The organism is Streptomyces sp. DG2A-72, assembly GCF_030499575.1.
In the GTDB taxonomy this organism is placed as follows: domain Bacteria; phylum Actinomycetota; class Actinomycetes; order Streptomycetales; family Streptomycetaceae; genus Streptomyces.
In genome coordinates this window covers 1,249,927-1,267,133 of the sequence record NZ_JASTLC010000001.1, presented here as the reverse complement: position 1 = coordinate 1,267,133, position 17,207 = coordinate 1,249,927, and the positions used below count along the sequence as shown (strand labels likewise).

Genomic DNA, 17,207 nt, shown 5'->3' with positions numbered 1-17,207 from the left:
GGTCGACGGTGTATAGCGGCCCTTCCAGCGGAGCTGAGCGCATGAGCGGATTCATCGCCGGCCTGTGTGTGGCGATCCTCCCGCTGCTGGCCGCCGGATTCTGGCTCGGCCGCCGCACCGCACGGCCCGAGAGCCTCGTCGGCCTCGGCACCCCGGTCGAGCACGCCACGTTCGAGACCCTGCACACCGCCTCCCTCGCCGCGCCCCCGCTGCGCGCGGGCCTGACCGAGGAGACCGCCCGCAAGTCGGCCCGCAGACTGCGCACGCTGCTCGGCACGGATGCGCTGTGCCTGACGGACCAGAAGGAGGTCCTGGTCTGGGACGGGGTGGGCGGCCACCACCGGACAGAGATCATGGACCGTCTCGCCGGCCCCCTGGAGTCGGGTCGGGGCGAGGCCTTTCCGCTGACCTGCGAGACGCCCGACTGCCCGGTCCGCTGGGCCGTCGTCACCCCGCTCACCGTCGACGACCGGGTGCACGGAGCGCTCGTCGCCTGCGCGCCCCGCGAATCGGCGGTGCTCGTGCGCGCCGCCGGTGAGGTCGCCCGCTGGGTCTCCGTCCAGCTGGAGCTGGCCGACCTGGACCAGTCCCGCACCCGCCTCATCGAGGCCGAGATCAAGGCCCTGCGCGCCCAGATATCCCCCCACTTCATCTTCAACTCGCTCGCGGTGATCGCCTCGTTCGTCCGCACCGACCCCGAGCGCGCCCGCGAACTGCTCCTGGAATTCGCCGACTTCACCCGCTACTCGTTCCGCAGGCACGGCGACTTCACCACCCTCGCCGACGAACTCCACGCCATCGACCACTACTTGGCGCTCGTCCGGGCACGCTTCGGCGACCGCCTCTCCGTCACCCTCCAGATCGCCCCGGAGGTGCTGCCGGTCGCCCTGCCCTTCCTGTGCCTCCAGCCGCTCGTCGAGAACGCCGTGAAGCACGGGCTCGAAGGCAAGGCGGCGTCCGCGGGCAAGTGCCACATCAGCATCACCGCACAGGACGCCGGAGCCGAGGCACTGGTCGTCATCGAGGACGACGGCGCCGGAATGGACCCCGTCGCCCTGCGTCGCATCCTCGCCGGCGAGGCCAGCCCGTCGGGCGGCATCGGCCTGTCCAACGTCGACGACCGGCTCCGCCAGGTGTACGGAGACGACTACGGCCTCGTCATCGAGACCGCCGTGGGAGCGGGCATGAAGGTCACCGCCCGGCTGCCGAAGTACCAGCCGGGCGTGCACTCCGCGAGTCGGCTGACCCGCCCCTGACGCTCACGTGCTCTTGGTGACGATCATTCCGAGGGTGATCAGCCCCAGCACGACCCAGCCGAACCACAGCCAGCCACTGCTGCCGAGCGCCACCGTGTAGGCGGTCACCACGACCAGTCCGCCGACCGTGAGCACCCCCATCGCCTTGGTCGATCCGTCCGAAGAACCGGGCATCGCAACACCCTCCTCATGGTTCGTCCCCCTCCATGGTGCCCCCGTTCTGCCTCCGCACGGTGCACACGACGAAATGCGTTCCCGATTTCCATGCCCCCGCGCTCGTCCACGACCCCGCCAGATACACCGACGGATCGAAGGCGTGGTCCCGCGGCGGCACATCCCGCGCGCACGCCGCATCCGACTCGGTGCGCGCCCCGGTCAGCGTGACGTCGGCGGCCAGTCGGGTGAATCCAAGCAGCGTCCACGGCTCGAACAGCGTTCGAACGGGTGCCGGGGACGGCCTTTCCCTTCTTGTAGTCGTGGTTCTTCACGAGAGTGTCGTGACGCAGCAGAACTGGTGTGAGCCGGTCAGTGTCCCCGTGCGTCCAATGAGGCCAAATAGGCGTTGTACGCCTCGAGTTCCTTGTCGCCGTCCCGGTCGGCCGCCCGGTCCTTGCGTCGCGCCTGCCGCTGCTCACTGCTGTGCCACTGGAACAACAACGCGAGCAGCACCAGCACCGACGGGATCTCACTGAACGCCCAGGCGATCCCGCCGGCCGCGTTCTGGTCGGAGAGTGCGTCGATGGCGAGGGAGGCGGGCGGGTTCTTGAACGTCTCGACCATCGGCGTGGACGCCATCATCAACGCGATACCGAAGAACGCGTGGAACGGCATGCCCGCGAACAGCTCCAGCATCCGCATCAGATAGCCGGGCCGGTGCGGTCCCGGGTCTACGCCGATGATCGGCCAGAAGAAGACGACCCCCACGGCGAGGAAGTGCACCATCATCGTGATGTGCCCCGTCTTGGACCCCATCAGGAAGTCGAAGAGCGGCGTGAAGTACAGCGCGTACAGGCTCGCGATGAACAGCGGAATGGTGAAGGCCGGATGCGTGATGAGCTGCATGTACCGGCTGTGCAGCAGCGCCAGCAGCAGCTCGCGCGGCCCCTTGCGCCCCTTGCCGGCGACGGGCAGCACCCGCAGCGCGAGCGTGATCGGGGCGCCGAGCAGGATCAGGATCGGCGACAGCATGCTGATCACCATGTGCTGCACCATGTGCACACTGAACATCACCATGCCGTAGTCGTTCAGCTTCGTGCACATCACGAGCGCGATGGTCAGCACACCGACGACATACGAGATCGTCCGCCCCACCGGCCAGCTGTCACCGCGCCGCCGCAGCCGCACGACGCCGTACGCGTACAGCGCGAGCCCCACCAGACAGGCGACGAGGAAGAACGGGTTGGCCGACCACTGAAGACCCCGCCCCAGCGTGAACGGCGGCAGATCCATGGTCATGCCGTGCCCGCTGTGATCCATTCCGGCGGCTCCTGATTCGTGGGGGTTGTGCAAGTCTGTCCGCACACAGACTAGAACTGCCCCCGGCCGCGGCTGCGGCCGGGGGCAGACTCTTCAGTTCGCCACTATCTGAGCTAAAGCACGCATTCTGCTTCTTCGTATCGTTCCGCGGGAACCGTCTTCAGCCTCTCGACGGCCTCCGCCAGCGACACCATCACAATGTCGGTCCCACGAAGCGCCGTCATCTTCCCGAACTCCCCACGGTGCACGGCCTCCACCGCATGCCACCCGAACCGCGTCGCAAGGACACGGTCGTACGCGGTCGGCGTCCCCCCACGCTGCACATGCCCGAGAATCACCGGCCGGGCTTCCTTCCCCAGCCGCTCCTCCAGCTCGATCGACAGCTGACGGGCGATCCCGGCGAAGCGCTCATGGCCGTAGATGTCCTTGCCGCCCTCGTCGAAGGCCATGGAACCCGGCTTCGGCTTGGCCCCTTCCGCCGCCACGACGATCGCGAACCGCTTCCCGGCCTGGAACCGCTCCCCGACGACCGCGGCCAACTCCTCGATGTCGAAAGGCCGTTCCGGTACGACGATGGCGTGGGCGCCGGCCGCCATGCCGGAGTGCAGTGCGATCCAGCCGGTATTGCGCCCCATGACCTCGACCACGAGCACACGCTGGTGGGACTCGGCGGTGGTCTTGAGGCGGTCCAGCGCCTCGGTCGCCACGCCCACGGCCGTGTCGAAGCCGAAGGTGACGTTGGTGACCGCGATGTCGTTGTCGATGGTCTTGGGCACGCCGACGATGGGCAGGCCGCTGTCCGACATCAGCCGGGCGGCCTTCAGCGTGCCCTCGCCGCCGATCGGGATGATCGCGTCGAGACCGAGCTCCGCGACATGGCCCTTCGCCCGCTCCACACCGTCCCGCAGATGGGACGGCTGGACGCGGGAGGAACCGAGGATCGTGCCGCCGCGAGCGAGGATGCCGCCCACCGCGTCGAGGTCGAGCTTGAGGTAGTCGCACTCCAGGAGGCCCTTCCAGCCGTCCCGGAAACCGATGACCTCGTCGCCGTGGTCGGCGACGGCACGGTGCACGACGGACCGGATGACGGCGTTCAGGCCGGGGCAGTCGCCGCCGGACGTGAGGACACCAATGCGCATAGCCCGAAATACCTTCTCAACGTGGGCCGGGGACCGGACCACGTTGTCCGGCTCGATCCCCGCCACCCTAGCGGGAGGAAGGGGCGGGGCCGAACCGTGCGTCCGCCTGCTGGACGACCCCGCTCACCTGTGCGGACACAGCGTCAGACGGGCTGGTAAAGCCTGGCTGGAGCCCAGGTGTACAGGCAGCTCAGGCAGGCTGCTGTGCCGCCGAGATGCGCTCGCCCCGCAGCGCCTCGTACCACCGGTCGTCGGTCGGCGGCAGCGCGTTCACGTCCAGCGCCAGCTTCAGCAGCAGGTCGGCGATGAGCGGGTTACGGGCCAGCACCGGACCGTGCATGTAGGTACCGAACACCGTGTCGTTGTACGCGCCTTCCGTACCGTCTCCCGTGCCGTTGCCCTTGCCGAGCTTCACCTGGGCGAGGGGGCGGGCGGTGGGGCCGAGGTGAGTGATGCCCTGGTGGTTCTCGAAGCCGGTCAGCTGCGGCAGCCCGAGGCGCGGGTCGATGTCCCCGAGCACGTCGCCGACGCACCGCTCGCCCTCACCGCGCGCGGACACCACATCCAGCAGCCCGAGACCGGGCTCGCGCCGGCCGAGGTCGTTGATGAACTCGTGGCCGAGGATCTGGTAGCCCGCGCACACCGAGAACACGATCGCGCCGTTGCCGACGGCGCGCTGCAGTCCGCCGTCCCGCCGCAGCCGCTCGGCCGCGAGCCGCTGCGGCCGGTCCTCGCCGCCGCCGATCAGATAGATGTCGCCGGACGTCGGGATCGGCTGGTCGCTGCGGACGTCCAGGCGGGCCACGTCGAGGCCGCGCTGCCGGGCCCGGCGCTCCACGACCAGGACGTTGCCCTGGTCACCGTATGTGCTGAGCAGGTCGGGATAGATCCAGACGACCCGCAGGCTGTTGTCGCTCACAAAAGTCCCCTGTGTGTCAGTTGCCGACGCGGCGGCGCAGGTCCTGGAAGGCGGTGTAGTTGGCGATGACCTCGATCCGGCCGGGCGGGCTCAGCTGCACGGCCTCGTCGAGGTTCTCGCAGACCTGGAAGTGCTGGTTCGCGACCTCCAGACGTACCGCGAGGTCCAGCCTGCGGTCGCCGATGACGCAGATCGGGTGCCCGGTCAGCCGCGTGTAGTCGACGTCCCACAGCCAGGAGGTGTCGGTGCCGTCGGCGCCGCGCGCGTTCACGGAGAGGATCACCGGGGTGGGCGGTGGGTCGATGAGCGAGAACGTCTCCAGCCAGCCGGCCGGGTTCTTCGCGAGGAGCAGCCGCAGATCGCGCTCCATGAACTGCACCACGTCATAGCGCCCGGCCACGGCCTGCACCTGGTACATCCGCTCCAGCGCGACCTGCGGCGGCACCCCGAACACGGCGGCGACGGCGGCCGACGAGGCGGCGTTGGCCTTGTTGGCCCGGCCGGGCAGCTGAAGGTGAATGGGCCAGGCCGAGCCGTGCGGGTCGAGCACGTGGTCGCCCGACAGCGCCCAGCTCGGCGTGGGCCGCCGGAAACCGCACTCACCGCAGAACCAGTCGTCGCCCGGCCGCTGCATCACGCCACCGCAGGACGGGCAGGACCAGGCGTCGTCCTTCCACATCTGGCCGGCGGCGACCCAGATCACGTTGGGGGAGGAGGAGGCGGCCCACACCACGAGCGGGTCGTCGGCGTTGGCGACGACCACGGCCTTGGAGCCCGCGAGCCCCTCCCGCCAGTTCTCGGCGAGCATCCGGGTCTCGGCGGCGCGATCGAGCTGGTCGCGGGAGAGGTTGAGCAGGGCGATGCACTTCGGGTCGGTGTCCCGGGCCACCCCGGCGAGGTACTTCTCGTCGACCTCGATCACGCCGTACCGCGCGTCGGACCCACCGGCCAGCGCGGAGGTGATGCCGGCGGGCATGTTGGCTCCGAGCGCGTTCGAGACGACCGGGCCCGCGGCGCGCAGGGCCTCGGCGATCAGCCGGGTCGTCGTGGTCTTGCCGTTGGTCGCCGACACCAGGATCACATCCAGGTTCTGGGCGAGCCGGGCGAGGAGGTCGGGGTCGAGCTTGAGTGCCACGCGGCCACCGATCACCGAACCGCTCCCGCGCCCCGCGGCACGCGACGCCGCCGCGACCGCCTTGCCCGCGGTCACGGCCAGCTTGGCCCGCGGCGTGAGCGGGTCCGAGTTGCCTGCCATCAGTTCTCGATCCTCCTTGCGTACGCGCCGCGCCTCTGCCTGACGGCAACGTGGTGGTGGTCAGCCTATCGAGATCCATTCGCACTCCCGAATCGCCGTACCCTTGCGGCCATGCGAAACGGCTCCATTCCGGGCGCGCACGGGCGCGTCCGGCCCCTCACCCTGCTCGGTGCGCCGCTGCTGCATGAGCGGTGCCGCGAGGTGACCGACTTCGGTCCGGCCCTCACGGCCCTCGTCGAAGACCTGTTCGCGACGATGTACGCGGCCCAGGGAGTCGGCCTGGCAGCGAATCAGATCGGTGAGCCCTTGCGGGTGTTCGTCTACGACTGCCCGGACGACGAGGACGTACGCCACCTCGGCCACGTGGTGAACCCCCGCCTTGTCGAGGCCGACGGAGTCGTGATCCGCGGCCCGGAGGGCTGCCTCTCCCTACCGGGCCTGGAGGCGGGGACGGAGCGGTACGACCATGCGGTGGTCGAGGGCTTCACGATGACGGGAGAGCCGATCACGGTTCATGGCACGGGCTTCTTCGCACGGTGCCTGCAGCACGAGTGCGACCACCTGGAGGGGAGGGTGTACGCGGACCACTTGACGGGCTGGCGCTACAGGCGACTGATGCGACAGGTAACGCGAGCTTCTTGGGTCAGGGGGACTGTTCCCACCTGAGGGGCGCGGGGAACTGCGCGACCAGCCCCCACGACCCGCAGACAGCAGACAACCGTCAGAACCCCGGACCCCCCACCTTGTCGCCGGCGGCAGCCAGTCGTCCCCACAACAGGTCGGCCAGACTCCGCACCAACTCGGCCCGAGAACACGGCCGTTCCCCCAGCCACCAATCCCCGGCCGCATGCATCATCCCGACGATCCCATGCCCCCACACCCGAGCCAACTGCTGGCTCCCCGGCCCGAGATCCAGCCGGTCCTCGATGACCTGGGCCAACTCCTCGCCCATCCGCCGCAGCAGCGGCCCCGACTGAACGCCGACATCGAACCCGTGGTCACTCACCGACCCCTCGGACGGATGCATCAGGAACCGGTACACCTGAGGACGTGCCTCGATCGCCGCGAGATACGTGTCGAGCGTGGCCTCGACCCGCTCCCGCCGGTCCGCGGGGGCGTCCAACGCGGCCCGCAGGGAATCCAGCAGCGCATCGGTGTGCCGCTTGGCAAGGGCTGCGTAAAGTCCGCCCTTGTCACCGAAGTGCCGGTAGAGGATCGGCTTCGTGATGCCCGCTTCCGCCGCGATCGCGTTCATCGAGGCCTGCGGGCCGTCGCGCAGCACCACTCTGTCCGCGGCCTCCAGCAGCTCACGCCGCCGGCGGTCGGCGGAGCGCTGCTGATCGGTCCGCTGTGTGGTGTCCATGTGATCTCCCCCTGCTCGATCGGTGACGCCTGCGCAAACTAACACTCATTACGTTCCTGACATCGAACTGGCGGCCGAGCCGTCGTCAGGAGTTGACTTTTCCTACCGGTCGGTAACAGACTGTTTGTTACCGCAAGTAACAGGATAGTGCGTGCTGCTGGAGGGGACATGGCCGAGTTCACCATGGAGCTCAACGACGAACAGAAGGAGGTCCGGGACTGGCTGCACGGTTTCGCCGCCGACGTCATCCGTCCCGCAGCCGCCGAATGGGACGAGCGTGAGGAGACTCCCTGGCCTGTCATCCAGGAGGCCGCCAAGGTCGGCATCTACTCCCTGGACTTCTACGCCCAGCAGTACTTCGACCCCACCGGCCTCGGCATCCCCATGGCCATGGAGGAGCTGTTCTGGGGCGACGCGGGCATCGCCCTGTCCATCGTCGGCACGGGCCTCGCCGCAGTCGGCGTCCTCGCCAACGGCACCGAGGAACAGATCGGCACCTGGATTCCCCAGATGTACGGCGATGCCAACGATGTCAAGGTCGCCGCGTTCTGCTCCTCCGAGCCCGACGCCGGCTCCGATGTGGCCTCCATGCGGACGCGTGCCGTGTACGACGAGGCCAAGGACGAGTGGGTGCTCAACGGCACGAAGACCTGGGCGACCAACGGCGGCATTGCCAACGTCCATGTCGTCGTCGCCGTCGTCGACCCGGACCTCGGCTCCAAGGGCCACGCCTCCTTCATCGTCCCGCCGAACACTCCTGGCCTGTCCCAGGGCCAGAAGTTCAAGAAGCACGGCATCCGCGCCTCGCACACCGCCGAGGTCGTCCTGGACAACGTGCGGATTCCCGGCTCCTGCCTGCTCGGTGGCAAGGCGAAGCTGGACGAGCGCCTCGCCCGTGCCAAGGCCTCCGGCGGTGAGCGGGTCAGGAACGCGGCGATGGCCACGTTCGAAGCGAGCCGCCCGGCGGTGGGCGCCATGGCGGTGGGTACCGCCCGTGCCGCGTACGAGGTGGCCCTCGACTACGCCACGACCCGTGAGCAGTTCGGGCGCCCGATCATCGACAACCAGGGTGTGGCGTTCGAGATCGCGGACATGCGGACGTCCATCGACGCGGCCCGTCTGCTGGTCTGGCGTGCGTCCTGGATGGCGGTCAACGGGAAGCCGTTCACGGCGGCCGAGGGCTCGATGTCCAAGCTGTTCGCGAGCGAGACGGCGAAGAAGGTGACCGCCCAGGCGATCCAGATCCTGGGTGGGAACGGGTACACGCGGGAGTATCCGGTGGAGCGGATGCACCGGGATTCGGCGATCTACACGATTTTCGAGGGGACCAGTGAGATTCAGCGGCTGGTGATTGCCCGGACGCTTTCGGGGATGTCCATTCGGTAGTTGCGCGGCTGCGGGTTGTGGGGGCTGGTCGCGCAGTTCCCCGCGCCCCTGAGGTCAGTCACCTGTGCCGGAGTGGAGTCAGTTGCTCAATGTCGTACCGTCTCCGCAACTCCTCGATCGCCGCATGATCCGGCGGACCCCCGCTCCCCAGGATCTCCAGCAACTCCTCGAAATACCGCTCGTGATCCGGTGGCGGGGACGCCTGGAAGAACATCTTGGCCTGGGTGTCCGTCGGGTTGGCGAAGGCGTGCGGGCAGCCGGGCGGGACGACGATGACCGTGCCCGGGGTCGCCCGAACCACCCTGCTGCCCGAACTCGACTCCCACTTCTGCCAGTTGTCGGGGGTGCGGATACGCGGCTCGAAGGCGAGGACGTCCAGCTCGCCTTCCAGGACGTAGAACAACTCCTCGCTGCGCGTGTGCACATGGGCGCCGACGTCGAAGCCCGGAGGGACGAGCACCTCGAAGGTGGAGGCCGTCCGGGAGTGCGTGCCGGTCACCTTGAAGGTCACGTGCTGGGCCGGTGTCTGGACGACCCGGCCGTGGCCCGGTGGTACGAGGAGCCCCTCCGTCGCCGTCATCGGCGTCTCACCACGTGACCGGCAGGGCCTCGGGCCCACGGATCAACGCGCCCTTCTTGAAGGGCACTTCCCGGGGCGGCACGGCGAGTTTCAGTCCCGGCACCCGGTCGAGGAGCGCGTCGACGAGGAGCTCGGACTCCAGCCGGGCCAGCATGCCGCCGGGGCAGTAGTGCGGGCCGAAGCCGAAGGAGACGTGGGGGTTGGGGTCGCGGGAGAAGTCGATCATCTCCGGCTGCGGGAAGACGTCCGGGTCGCGGTTGGCGGCGAGGTACGACACGTAGATCGCGTCGCCCGCCCGGATCCGTACGCCCTTGATGCCGACGTCCTCCATCGCGATCCGGGACAGCCCGACGGCGTTGCGGTGCGGGATGTAGCGCAGCAGCTCGTCGATGGCCTGGGGGCGGATCTCCGGCTCGGCGCGCAGCCGGGCGGCGAGGTCGGGGCGGGTCAGCAGGATGTAGAACATCTGCCCGCTGTTGTTGGTGACCGCCTCGCCGCCGATCTGGAGGAGCACCGCGAGCCCGACGGCCTCCTCCAGCGTCACCTCGCCCTTGCCGACGGCCGCGCCGAGCAGGGAGGTGACGTCCTCGCCGGTGCTGCCCTCGCGCATGCCGATGAGGTCGGCGAAGTAGGCGCCCATCTCGTTCTTGGCCTTCTCGCTGACGTCGGCGCCGTGCGAGGAGGACAGGATGAGCTGGGTCCAGGTGTGCATGCCGTGCCGGTCGGCGGCCGGGACGCCCATCAGCTCGCAGATCACGGCGATGGGGAAGGGGCTGAGCACCGTCTCGGTGAGGTCGGCGGGCGGGCCGTCCTGGAGGAGTTCGTCGACCAGCTCGTCCAGCATGCGGCGCGACTTCTCCCGTACCCGCTCCACGCCCTTCGCGGTGAACGCGGCGGCCACCGAGCGGCGCAGCCGGGTGTGGTCCGGCGGGTCCAGGAAGCCGACGGCGCCGCGGGCCGGGATGAAGTGCGGGGCGAGCCGGGTGACCTGCCGGTCCATGACGGCCTCGCGGCTGAACCGGGGGTCGTTGGTCACCATGCGTACGTCGTCGTAGCGGGTGACCAGCCAGGCCCAGCCCTCGCCGTTGGGCAGCTGGATCCGGGTGACCGGGCCCTCTTCCATCAGCTGGCCGAGGACGGGGTCGAAGTCCACGCCCGACAGGTCGAGCGCCGGCCAGTGCCGGACGGGGGAAGGGTCTCGGTGATCGTCTCTTCGGTCATCTCACGTCGTCTCGTCAGTTGCGGTGCCAGCGGCCCAGGGCCATCTCGGCGGTGATGCCGGGACCGAACCCGGCGAGGAGCCCGCGCGCCTTGTGTTCGGCGCCGCCCTCCTCGAACAGCCGGCGCAGCGCGTCCAGGACGACGGCGCTGGCGATGTTGCCGTACTCGGTGAGCGTCGACCGGCTGAACCGGAACGCGTGCGGGTCGACCTGCAGAAACTTGCTGAGGTCGTCGAGTATTCGGGGCCCGCCCGCATGGACTATGTAGAAGTCCAGGTCGGCGGCGTCCCAGCCGTGCATGCCCGCGAGGTCCTGCAGGGCCGGGGCGAGCGGCTCCATGGTGGCCGGCACCCGCTTGTCCAGCAGGAAGTGGAATCCGGTGGCCCGGACGTCGTACATGATCCACTCTTCGGTCTTGGGGATCAGGTACGACCCGTTGCGCTCCAGCGTGATCCCCTCGCCCCCGCGCCCGCGGACCGCCGCGGCGGCGATGCCGTCGCCGAACAGGCCGTTGGACAGCAGCGAGCCGACGCCGAGGTCGGTGGGCTGGTAGCACAGCGAGCAGAACTCGCAGGCCACGATGAGCGCGTTGGCCTCGGGGTAGGCCGTGCAGAAGTCGTGCGCCCGGTTGATCGCCGCCCCGCCGGCCGCGCAGCCCAGCTGGGCTATGGGGATCTGGCGGGTGGTGCTGTCGAAGTCCATCTCGTTGATCAGCCAGGCCGTGAGCGAGGGCATCATGAAGCCCGTGCACGACACATAGATGATCACGTCGATGTCGGTGGTGAGCAGCTCCGCGTCGTCGAGGGCCCGCTGTACGACCGCGGGGACCCGGGCCTTCGCCTCGGCCTCGTAGACCTTGTTGCGGTGCTCGAAGCCGGGGTGCTTCAGGGTCTCCTCGATCGGCTGCACGATGTGCCGGGTGCGTACGCCGGTGTTCTCGATCAGCCGGAGGGCCAGCGGCAGTTGAGGGTGGTCGGAGTGGCGGGAGCGAGCCAGCTCCAGCGTCTCCTCCATCGTGATCACGTGCTCTGGAACGGACACCGAGGGTCTGCACAAAGTCGCCATGAACCGTGCCTGCTTTCGCCTTCCGGAAGGCCTGCGCCCCCCGGTCAGAAGGTTGTGCATTCACGATCACCCGACGGGGCGACTATCTCGCGCCGGACTACTCCAAATCGGGGATCACTGGATTTGCCCAACGCCTACGGCGTGCCCCCGCTGCTGTGCGCGATACAGGCGACATCGATACGGTCGGCCAGCTTGGCCAGCTCGATCGTCAGCGCCGCCACCGTGTCCTCGTCCAGCTCCTCCTGCCCGGCCTCGACAAGGTGCAGCCATCGCGCACCCACCGTCCGCAACAACTTGCTGACATCGGCGGCAGCCACCTGCAAGGTCCCGCGGTCGTCGACGATCAGAGGCAGAGTCACTTCGCGGTTCACAAAGGGGATCGTAGCCGCGGAACCCTCACGCTCCGTGCCATACGGTCGTGATGTTGCAGAACTCGCGGATTCCGTGCCCGGACAGCTCACGCCCGTACCCGGACCGCTTCACTCCGCCGAACGGGAACGCCGGGTGGGACGCCGTCATCCCGTTGACGTACACGCCGCCCGCCTCCAGGTCCCGTACGAACCGGTCGACCTCGGCCCCGTCGCGCGTCCAGACGTTGGAACTCAGCCCGAACGACGAGTCGTTGGCGATGAGCACCGCCTCGTCCAGGTCACCCGCGCGATACACCGTGGCCACCGGCCCGAACGCCTCCTCGCGGTGGATCCGCATCTCGCGGGTGATGCCGGTGAGGACGGTCGGCGGGTACCACCAGCCGGCCTGTCCGGGACGTTCGCCGCCGCACAGCACGGCCGCCCCGCTGCGCACCGCGTCGTCCACCAGTTCCTCCAGGTCCGCCCGGCCCTGCTCGCTGGCCAGCGGCCCGACCTCGGTCTCCTCCTCCAGCGGGTCACCGACCGTGAGCGCCCGCATGCCGGCGACGAACCGCTCGGCGAACGCGTCGTACACATCGGCGTGCACGATGAACCGCTTGGCGGCGATGCAGGACTGGCCGTTGTTCTGCACCCGTGCGGTGACGGCGACTTGGGCGGCCCGGTCGACGTCGGCGGAGGGCATGACGATGTACGGGTCGCTGCCGCCCAGCTCCAGCACCGTCTTCTTCACCATCTCCCCCGCGACGGACGCGACCGCGCGGCCGGCGGGCTCGCTGCCGGTGAGGGTGGCCGCCCGGACACGCTCGTCGCGCAGGATCTCCTCGACCGCGCCGGAGCCGATGAGCAGGGTCTGGAAGCAGCCCTCGGGGAAGCCGGCGCGGTGGAACAGGTCCTCCAGGTAGAGGGCGGTCTGCGGGACGTTCGAGGCGTGTTTGAGGAGGCCGACGTTGCCCGCCATCAGCGCGGGCGCGGCGAAGCGGATGACCTGCCAGAGCGGGAAGTTCCACGGCATGACCGCGAGCACCGGGCCCAGCGGCCGGTAGCGGACGAGGACGCGGGAGGCGCCGGAGTCCCGCACGTCGGCGTCGGCGGGTTCCTCGTCGGCGAGGAGCTCGGCCGTGTGGTCGGCGTACCAGCGCATCGCCTTGGCGCACTTCGCGGCCTCCGCGCGGGCCTGCTTGACCGGCTTGCCCATCTCGGTGGTCATGACGCGGCCGATGTCCTGCTGGTCCTCCTCGAGGAGATCGGCGGCCCGGCGCAGCAGCAGGGCGCGCTCGGCGAAGCCGGTGGCCCGATAGGTACGGAACGTGGCCTCGGCGAGCTGGAGCCTGCGTTCCAGTTCTTCGGCGCCCATGGCCTCGTACGTCTTGAGCGTCTCGCCGTTCGCCGGGTTCACCGTCGCGATGGGCATGGCTGACCTCCTGAGGGCGGCTTTGGTTCGACCTTCCCGCGCGGCGCTGGGGACCGCAACGCGTAGGCCGCTGTTCAGCCCGAGTGCTCCGCCAGCCGGTCGAGAAACGCGGACTGAGCCTTCACGATCACGGCCCGGGCGCGGTCGAGCCCGAACCACTCCACCCGGTCCAGTTCGGGGAACTCCTGCGTCTGCCCGGATCTCGGCGGCCACTCCATCCGGAAGGTGCCGGGGACGACGGCAGCCGGGTCGAGGTCGGCCTCCACCGCCCATACGGTGACGATCTTGCCGCCTGTCTGCCGGACCTCGCCGAGGTCGATCGCCTCGCCGTCCGGCGGCGGCAGCCCCAGCTCCTCCTGGAACTCACGGCGGGCGGCGTCCCAGGCGGGCTCGTCGGGTTCGTACTCGCCCTTGGGCACGGTCCACGCCCCGGCGTCACGGCGCGCGAAGAACGGGCCGCCCATATGCCCGAGCAACACCTCCACGCCCTGGTCCGTGTGCCGGAACAACAGCAGGCCGGCGCTCGTCCTCACGGCGTCACCTCGGGATGTGCGGCCAGCAGCGTCTCCACCGTGTCCGCGTCCTCCGGCCGCTTGTCCTCGCGGTAGCGGACCACGCGGGCGAAACGGAGGGTGACGCCGGCCGGGTAGCGGGTGGACTTCTGCAGACCGTCGTAGGCGATCTCGACTACGAGTTCCGGGCGTACGGTGACGACCCAGCCGTTGTCCTCTACGGCCAGCTCCTGGAGGCGCTCGGTCTGCCAGGTGAGCATGGCGTCCGTGAGGCCCTTGAAGGTCTTGCCGAGCATGGCGAGGGAGCCGTCGGGATTGCGCGCGCCCAGGTGGAGGTTGGAGAGCTTGCCGGTGCGGCGGCCGTGGCCCCACTCGGCGGCCAGCACGACGAGGTCGAGCGTGTGCACCGGCTTGACCTTCAGCCAGGACGCGCCACGTCGGCCCGCGCTGTAGGAGGCGTCGAGGGCCTTGGCGACGATTCCCTCGTGGCCGCGCTTCAGGGTCTCGGCGAGGAAGGCGTCCGCCGCGTCGATGTCGTCGGGTCCGTCGACGAGCGTGCGGCGGACCCGCATCGGCTCGGGCACCAGCCGGGCCAGCTCCGCGTGCCGCTCGGCGAACGGCAGGTCGAGCAGGTCGCGGTCGCCGACGGACAGCGCGTCGAAGAAGACGGGGGAGACGGGGACCTCCTTGGCCGCCGTCGCCACGTCCACGCGGGAGCCGACGCGCCCGGCGGTCTCCTGGAACGAACGGGGTCGTCCGTCCGCGCCGAAGGAGATCACCTCGCCGTCCAGGATGAAGCGCTCGCCGTTCAACTCCAGGGCCGCCGAGGTCAGTTCGGGCAGCCGGTCGGTGATGTCGTCGAGGGTGCGGGTGTAGACGCGCACGGTGTCGCCGTCCCGGTGCACCTGGACGCGGATGCCGTCGAGCTTCTCCTCGACCGCGCACGCGCCGAGCTTGTCGACCGCCTCGGCCACCGAGGACGCGCTGTGCGCCAGCATCGGCAGGACCGGGCGGCCGACGGTGAGCCGGAAGCGGTCCAGCGACGCCGGGCCGTCCGCGAGCAGCGCCTGGGCGACGGTCTGGAGGGACCCGGCGAGCATCACCGCCCGCCGTACGTCCGCCGACGGCGCCCCGGTCGCCACCGCGAGGCCCTCGACCGCCACCGCGTCCAGCGCGCCCTGCCGTACCTCACCGGTGAGCAGCCCGAGCAGGAACCGCTGCTCGTCCTCGGTGGCCGCGCCCATCAACTCGCCCACCAGCCGGGTCCGTTCCGCCTGCGAACCGGGCCCGGACACCTTGCCCAGCTCGCTGAGCAGGGCGTCCACCTCGCGCACACTCAGGGTCGGCTCGGCGGCCGGGGAGACCGGCCGGCTCAGCACCTTCCAGCCGACGCCGAGCCGCCCCTGGGGCAGCCTTCCCGCCAGATACGGGATCACGATCGGCACGTCGTCCGCCTCCGCGTCCCGGAACAGCTCCGCGAGCAGCGCGATCTTCCGGGACCGCGCCGAGGTGGCGGCGACCTCCCGGGACACCTGGGCCAGCCGGGTCAGCAGCATGCAGCCATGGTGCAACGGGCTCCGCCGGTCTTCACCCGGACGAACGGCTGTCGATTGTCTGCCGGTGCGTCGTGGCTGGTCGCGCAGTTCCCCGCGCCCCTCAGGGCGTTGCGTCGAGGTCCGCGAAGAGCAGCTCCCCGTTGATCGTGGCGCCCGCACGGTAGCCGCCGCTCGCCGCGTTCACGACCTGCTCGCCGAACCCCATCGCGTTGCCCGCGGCCCACACGCCCGGCACGGTCGTCAGCCCCGTCCAGTCGACCACGGGATAGGAGCCGAAGGGGGTCTCGTTCATCTCGGCGCCCAGCTTCTCCAGCAGCCCGGTCTGCGGGACCGCGCGCGGCGCGACGAACAGGGCCTGACGGTCGTAGGTCGAACCGTCCGCGAGCCGCACACCGGTCAGCCGGTCCTCCTCGACGACCAGTGCCGCGACCTCGCCCGGGACGACGTGCACGCCGGCCGCGGCCAGCCTGCGCAGGTCGTCGTCCGACAGGTCGTCCTCGGCGACCTCGTGCAGGAAGAAGGTCACGTCCTTGGACCACTGGGAGACCATCAGGGCCTGGTGCACGCTCATCGGGCTGGTCGCCAGCACCCCGAAGGCCTGGTCGCGCACCTCCCAGCCATGGCAGTACGGGCAGTGCAGCACATCGCGTCCGAACCGCTCGGCGACGCCGGAGACGTCCGGCAGCTCGTCCTTGAGGCCGGTGGTGACGACGAGACGGCGGGCGCGCACCGTCCGTCCGCTCGCGAGTTCGACCGCGAAGTCCTCGCCCTTGGTGACGTCCACGGCCGTGTCCCGGACCAGTTCGACTCCGTACCGCGCGATCTCCTCGCGGCCGGTCGCCAGGAACTCGGCGGGGGACATGCCGTCGCGGGACAGATAGCCCTGCATGTGCGCGGCGGGCGCGTTGCGTGGCTCGCCCGCGTCGACCACCAGCGTGCGGCGCCGGGCCCGGCCCAGGACGAGAGCGGCGGACAGGCCCGCCGTACCGCCGCCGATGACGACCACTTCGTATGTCTCGGTCATGGTGACCACCTCCATGGAGACGGTCGCGCCACCACTGCCACATTGACAAACGCGTTTGCCGAAACTGCAATGGACTCCATGAGTGACGACGACATGGACGAGGTGCTCGCGGAGGTCGGTCCGCGGCTGCGGCGGATCCGCAAGGAGCGGGGCGCCACGCTGGCCGGGCTCTCCGAGGCGACCGGCATCTCGGTGAGCACGCTGTCCCGGCTGGAGTCCGGGCTGCGCAAGCCCAGCCTGGAGCTGCTGCTGCCGATCGCGCGGGCGCACGAGGTGGCGCTCGACGAGCTGGTGGGCGCGCCCGCGGTGCGCGATCCCCGGGTGCGGGCCGAGCCGATCAGGAGGCATGGACGCACGTACTGGCCGCTGACGCGCCAGCCCGGCGGCCTGCAGGCCTTCAAGGTGCTGGTGCCGCAGGAGGAGGTGGAGCCGGTGGAGCCGCGGACCCATGAGGGCTACGAGTGGCTGTATGTGATGTCGGGGCGGCTGAGGATGGTCCTGGGCGATCACGACATCGTGCTGAACGCGGGGGAAGCCGCCGAGTTCGACACACGGGTGCCGCACTGGTTCGGGTCGACGGGGGAGGGGCCGGTGGAGTTCCTCAGTCTGTTCGGGCCGCAGGGGGAGCGGATGCATGTGCGGGCGCGGCCGAAGCGGGCGTGACGGACGCGACT

Annotated in this window: 17 protein-coding genes and 2 pseudogenes; 4 read left to right on the top strand and 15 right to left on the bottom strand. The window is 69.9% G+C overall.

The genetic code is table 11. The annotated features are described in order from the left end of the window. Positions 1 to 41: 41 nt before the first annotated feature. Positions 42 to 1,256 carry a sensor histidine kinase gene (locus QQY66_RS06080; protein ID WP_301978044.1) on the top strand — a complete coding sequence of 405 codons (1,215 nt, stop codon included), beginning with the start codon at positions 42 to 44 and terminating at the stop codon, positions 1,254 to 1,256. Positions 1,257 to 1,259: 3 nt separating this feature from the next. On the opposite strand, the gene QQY66_RS06075 is transcribed toward QQY66_RS06080, so the two are convergent. The 6 genes and pseudogenes from QQY66_RS06075 to QQY66_RS06050 all read right to left on the bottom strand — a co-directional run bounded on the left by QQY66_RS06075 (position 1,260) and on the right by QQY66_RS06050 (position 6,045). After that, entirely contained in the window at positions 1,260 to 1,430 is a 171-nt protein-coding gene (locus tag QQY66_RS06075; RefSeq protein WP_301978043.1) for a hypothetical protein, read from the bottom strand. Positions 1,431 to 1,443: 13 nt separating this feature from the next. Then, positions 1,444 to 1,671: pseudogene (locus QQY66_RS06070) on the bottom strand (serine/threonine protein phosphatase); the annotation flags it as partial. A gap of 110 nt (positions 1,672 to 1,781) precedes the next feature. Next, the gene (locus QQY66_RS06065; protein ID WP_301978042.1) at positions 1,782 to 2,732 is read right to left on the bottom strand and encodes a cytochrome c oxidase assembly protein; all 951 of its coding nucleotides are present in this window, start codon (positions 2,730 to 2,732) and stop codon (positions 1,782 to 1,784) included. A gap of 113 nt (positions 2,733 to 2,845) precedes the next feature. Continuing rightward, the gene (locus QQY66_RS06060) at positions 2,846 to 3,871 is read right to left on the bottom strand and encodes a 6-phosphofructokinase (protein ID WP_301978041.1); all 1,026 of its coding nucleotides are present in this window, start codon (positions 3,869 to 3,871) and stop codon (positions 2,846 to 2,848) included. Positions 3,872 to 4,061: 190 nt separating this feature from the next. After that, positions 4,062 to 4,790, bottom strand: a complete 729-nt coding sequence (locus QQY66_RS06055) for a type 1 glutamine amidotransferase (RefSeq protein WP_301978040.1) — start codon at positions 4,788 to 4,790, stop codon at positions 4,062 to 4,064. A gap of 16 nt (positions 4,791 to 4,806) precedes the next feature. After that, positions 4,807 to 6,045 carry a MurT ligase domain-containing protein gene (locus QQY66_RS06050; RefSeq protein ID WP_301978039.1) on the bottom strand — a complete coding sequence of 413 codons (1,239 nt, stop codon included), beginning with the start codon at positions 6,043 to 6,045 and terminating at the stop codon, positions 4,807 to 4,809. A 111-nt stretch (positions 6,046 to 6,156) separates the two neighbouring features. Here QQY66_RS06050 and def point away from each other — a divergent pair, with 111 nt between their 5' ends. Next, on the top strand, positions 6,157 to 6,711 hold the full coding sequence (def, locus tag QQY66_RS06045; RefSeq protein ID WP_301978038.1) for a peptide deformylase: 555 nt from the start codon (positions 6,157 to 6,159) through the stop codon (positions 6,709 to 6,711). 55 nt (positions 6,712 to 6,766) lie between these two features. Here the strand turns inward: def and QQY66_RS06040 are convergent, their stop codons facing one another. Beyond that, positions 6,767 to 7,408: a TetR family transcriptional regulator gene (locus tag QQY66_RS06040; protein WP_301978037.1), complete on the bottom strand. Its 642-nt coding sequence runs from the start codon at positions 7,406 to 7,408 to the stop codon at positions 6,767 to 6,769. Between the two features lie 168 nt (positions 7,409 to 7,576). Between QQY66_RS06040 and QQY66_RS06035 the strand changes: the two genes are divergently transcribed. After that, positions 7,577 to 8,794: an acyl-CoA dehydrogenase family protein gene (locus QQY66_RS06035; protein ID WP_301978036.1), complete on the top strand. Its 1,218-nt coding sequence runs from the start codon at positions 7,577 to 7,579 to the stop codon at positions 8,792 to 8,794. 58 nt (positions 8,795 to 8,852) lie between these two features. Here the strand turns inward: QQY66_RS06035 and QQY66_RS06030 are convergent, their stop codons facing one another. From QQY66_RS06030 to QQY66_RS05995, 8 genes and pseudogenes are all read right to left on the bottom strand, one after another. After that, positions 8,853 to 9,374, bottom strand: a complete 522-nt coding sequence (locus tag QQY66_RS06030; protein WP_301978035.1) for a cupin domain-containing protein — start codon at positions 9,372 to 9,374, stop codon at positions 8,853 to 8,855. A gap of 7 nt (positions 9,375 to 9,381) precedes the next feature. Then, a pseudogene (locus QQY66_RS06025) lies at positions 9,382 to 10,595 on the bottom strand (cytochrome P450). A 14-nt stretch (positions 10,596 to 10,609) separates the two neighbouring features. Beyond that, a complete protein-coding gene (locus QQY66_RS06020) occupies positions 10,610 to 11,719 on the bottom strand; it encodes a type III polyketide synthase (RefSeq protein ID WP_301978033.1) in 1,110 nt (369 codons plus the stop codon). Positions 11,720 to 11,793: 74 nt separating this feature from the next. Continuing rightward, positions 11,794 to 12,030, bottom strand: a complete 237-nt coding sequence (locus QQY66_RS06015; protein ID WP_210571140.1) for a DUF6213 family protein — start codon at positions 12,028 to 12,030, stop codon at positions 11,794 to 11,796. A 25-nt stretch (positions 12,031 to 12,055) separates the two neighbouring features. Continuing rightward, on the bottom strand, positions 12,056 to 13,441 hold the full coding sequence (locus tag QQY66_RS06010) for an NADP-dependent succinic semialdehyde dehydrogenase (RefSeq protein ID WP_301978032.1): 1,386 nt from the start codon (positions 13,439 to 13,441) through the stop codon (positions 12,056 to 12,058). A 74-nt stretch (positions 13,442 to 13,515) separates the two neighbouring features. Further along, positions 13,516 to 13,974 carry an NUDIX domain-containing protein gene (locus QQY66_RS06005; RefSeq protein WP_301978031.1) on the bottom strand — a complete coding sequence of 153 codons (459 nt, stop codon included), beginning with the start codon at positions 13,972 to 13,974 and terminating at the stop codon, positions 13,516 to 13,518. Then, positions 13,971 to 15,509 (bottom strand): ATP-dependent DNA ligase, encoded by a 1,539-nt coding sequence (locus tag QQY66_RS06000; protein WP_301978030.1) that lies wholly within the window; start codon positions 15,507 to 15,509, stop codon positions 13,971 to 13,973. The genes QQY66_RS06005 and QQY66_RS06000 overlap by 4 nt, the downstream gene beginning before the upstream one ends. A 100-nt stretch (positions 15,510 to 15,609) precedes the next feature. After that, positions 15,610 to 16,533, bottom strand: coding sequence for an NAD(P)/FAD-dependent oxidoreductase (locus QQY66_RS05995; protein WP_301978029.1), 924 nt, complete (start codon positions 16,531 to 16,533; stop codon positions 15,610 to 15,612). Positions 16,534 to 16,611: 78 nt separating this feature from the next. Here QQY66_RS05995 and QQY66_RS05990 point away from each other — a divergent pair, with 78 nt between their 5' ends. Further along, a complete protein-coding gene (locus QQY66_RS05990; protein ID WP_301978028.1) occupies positions 16,612 to 17,196 on the top strand; it encodes a helix-turn-helix domain-containing protein in 585 nt (194 codons plus the stop codon). Positions 17,197 to 17,207: the final 11 nt, after the last annotated feature.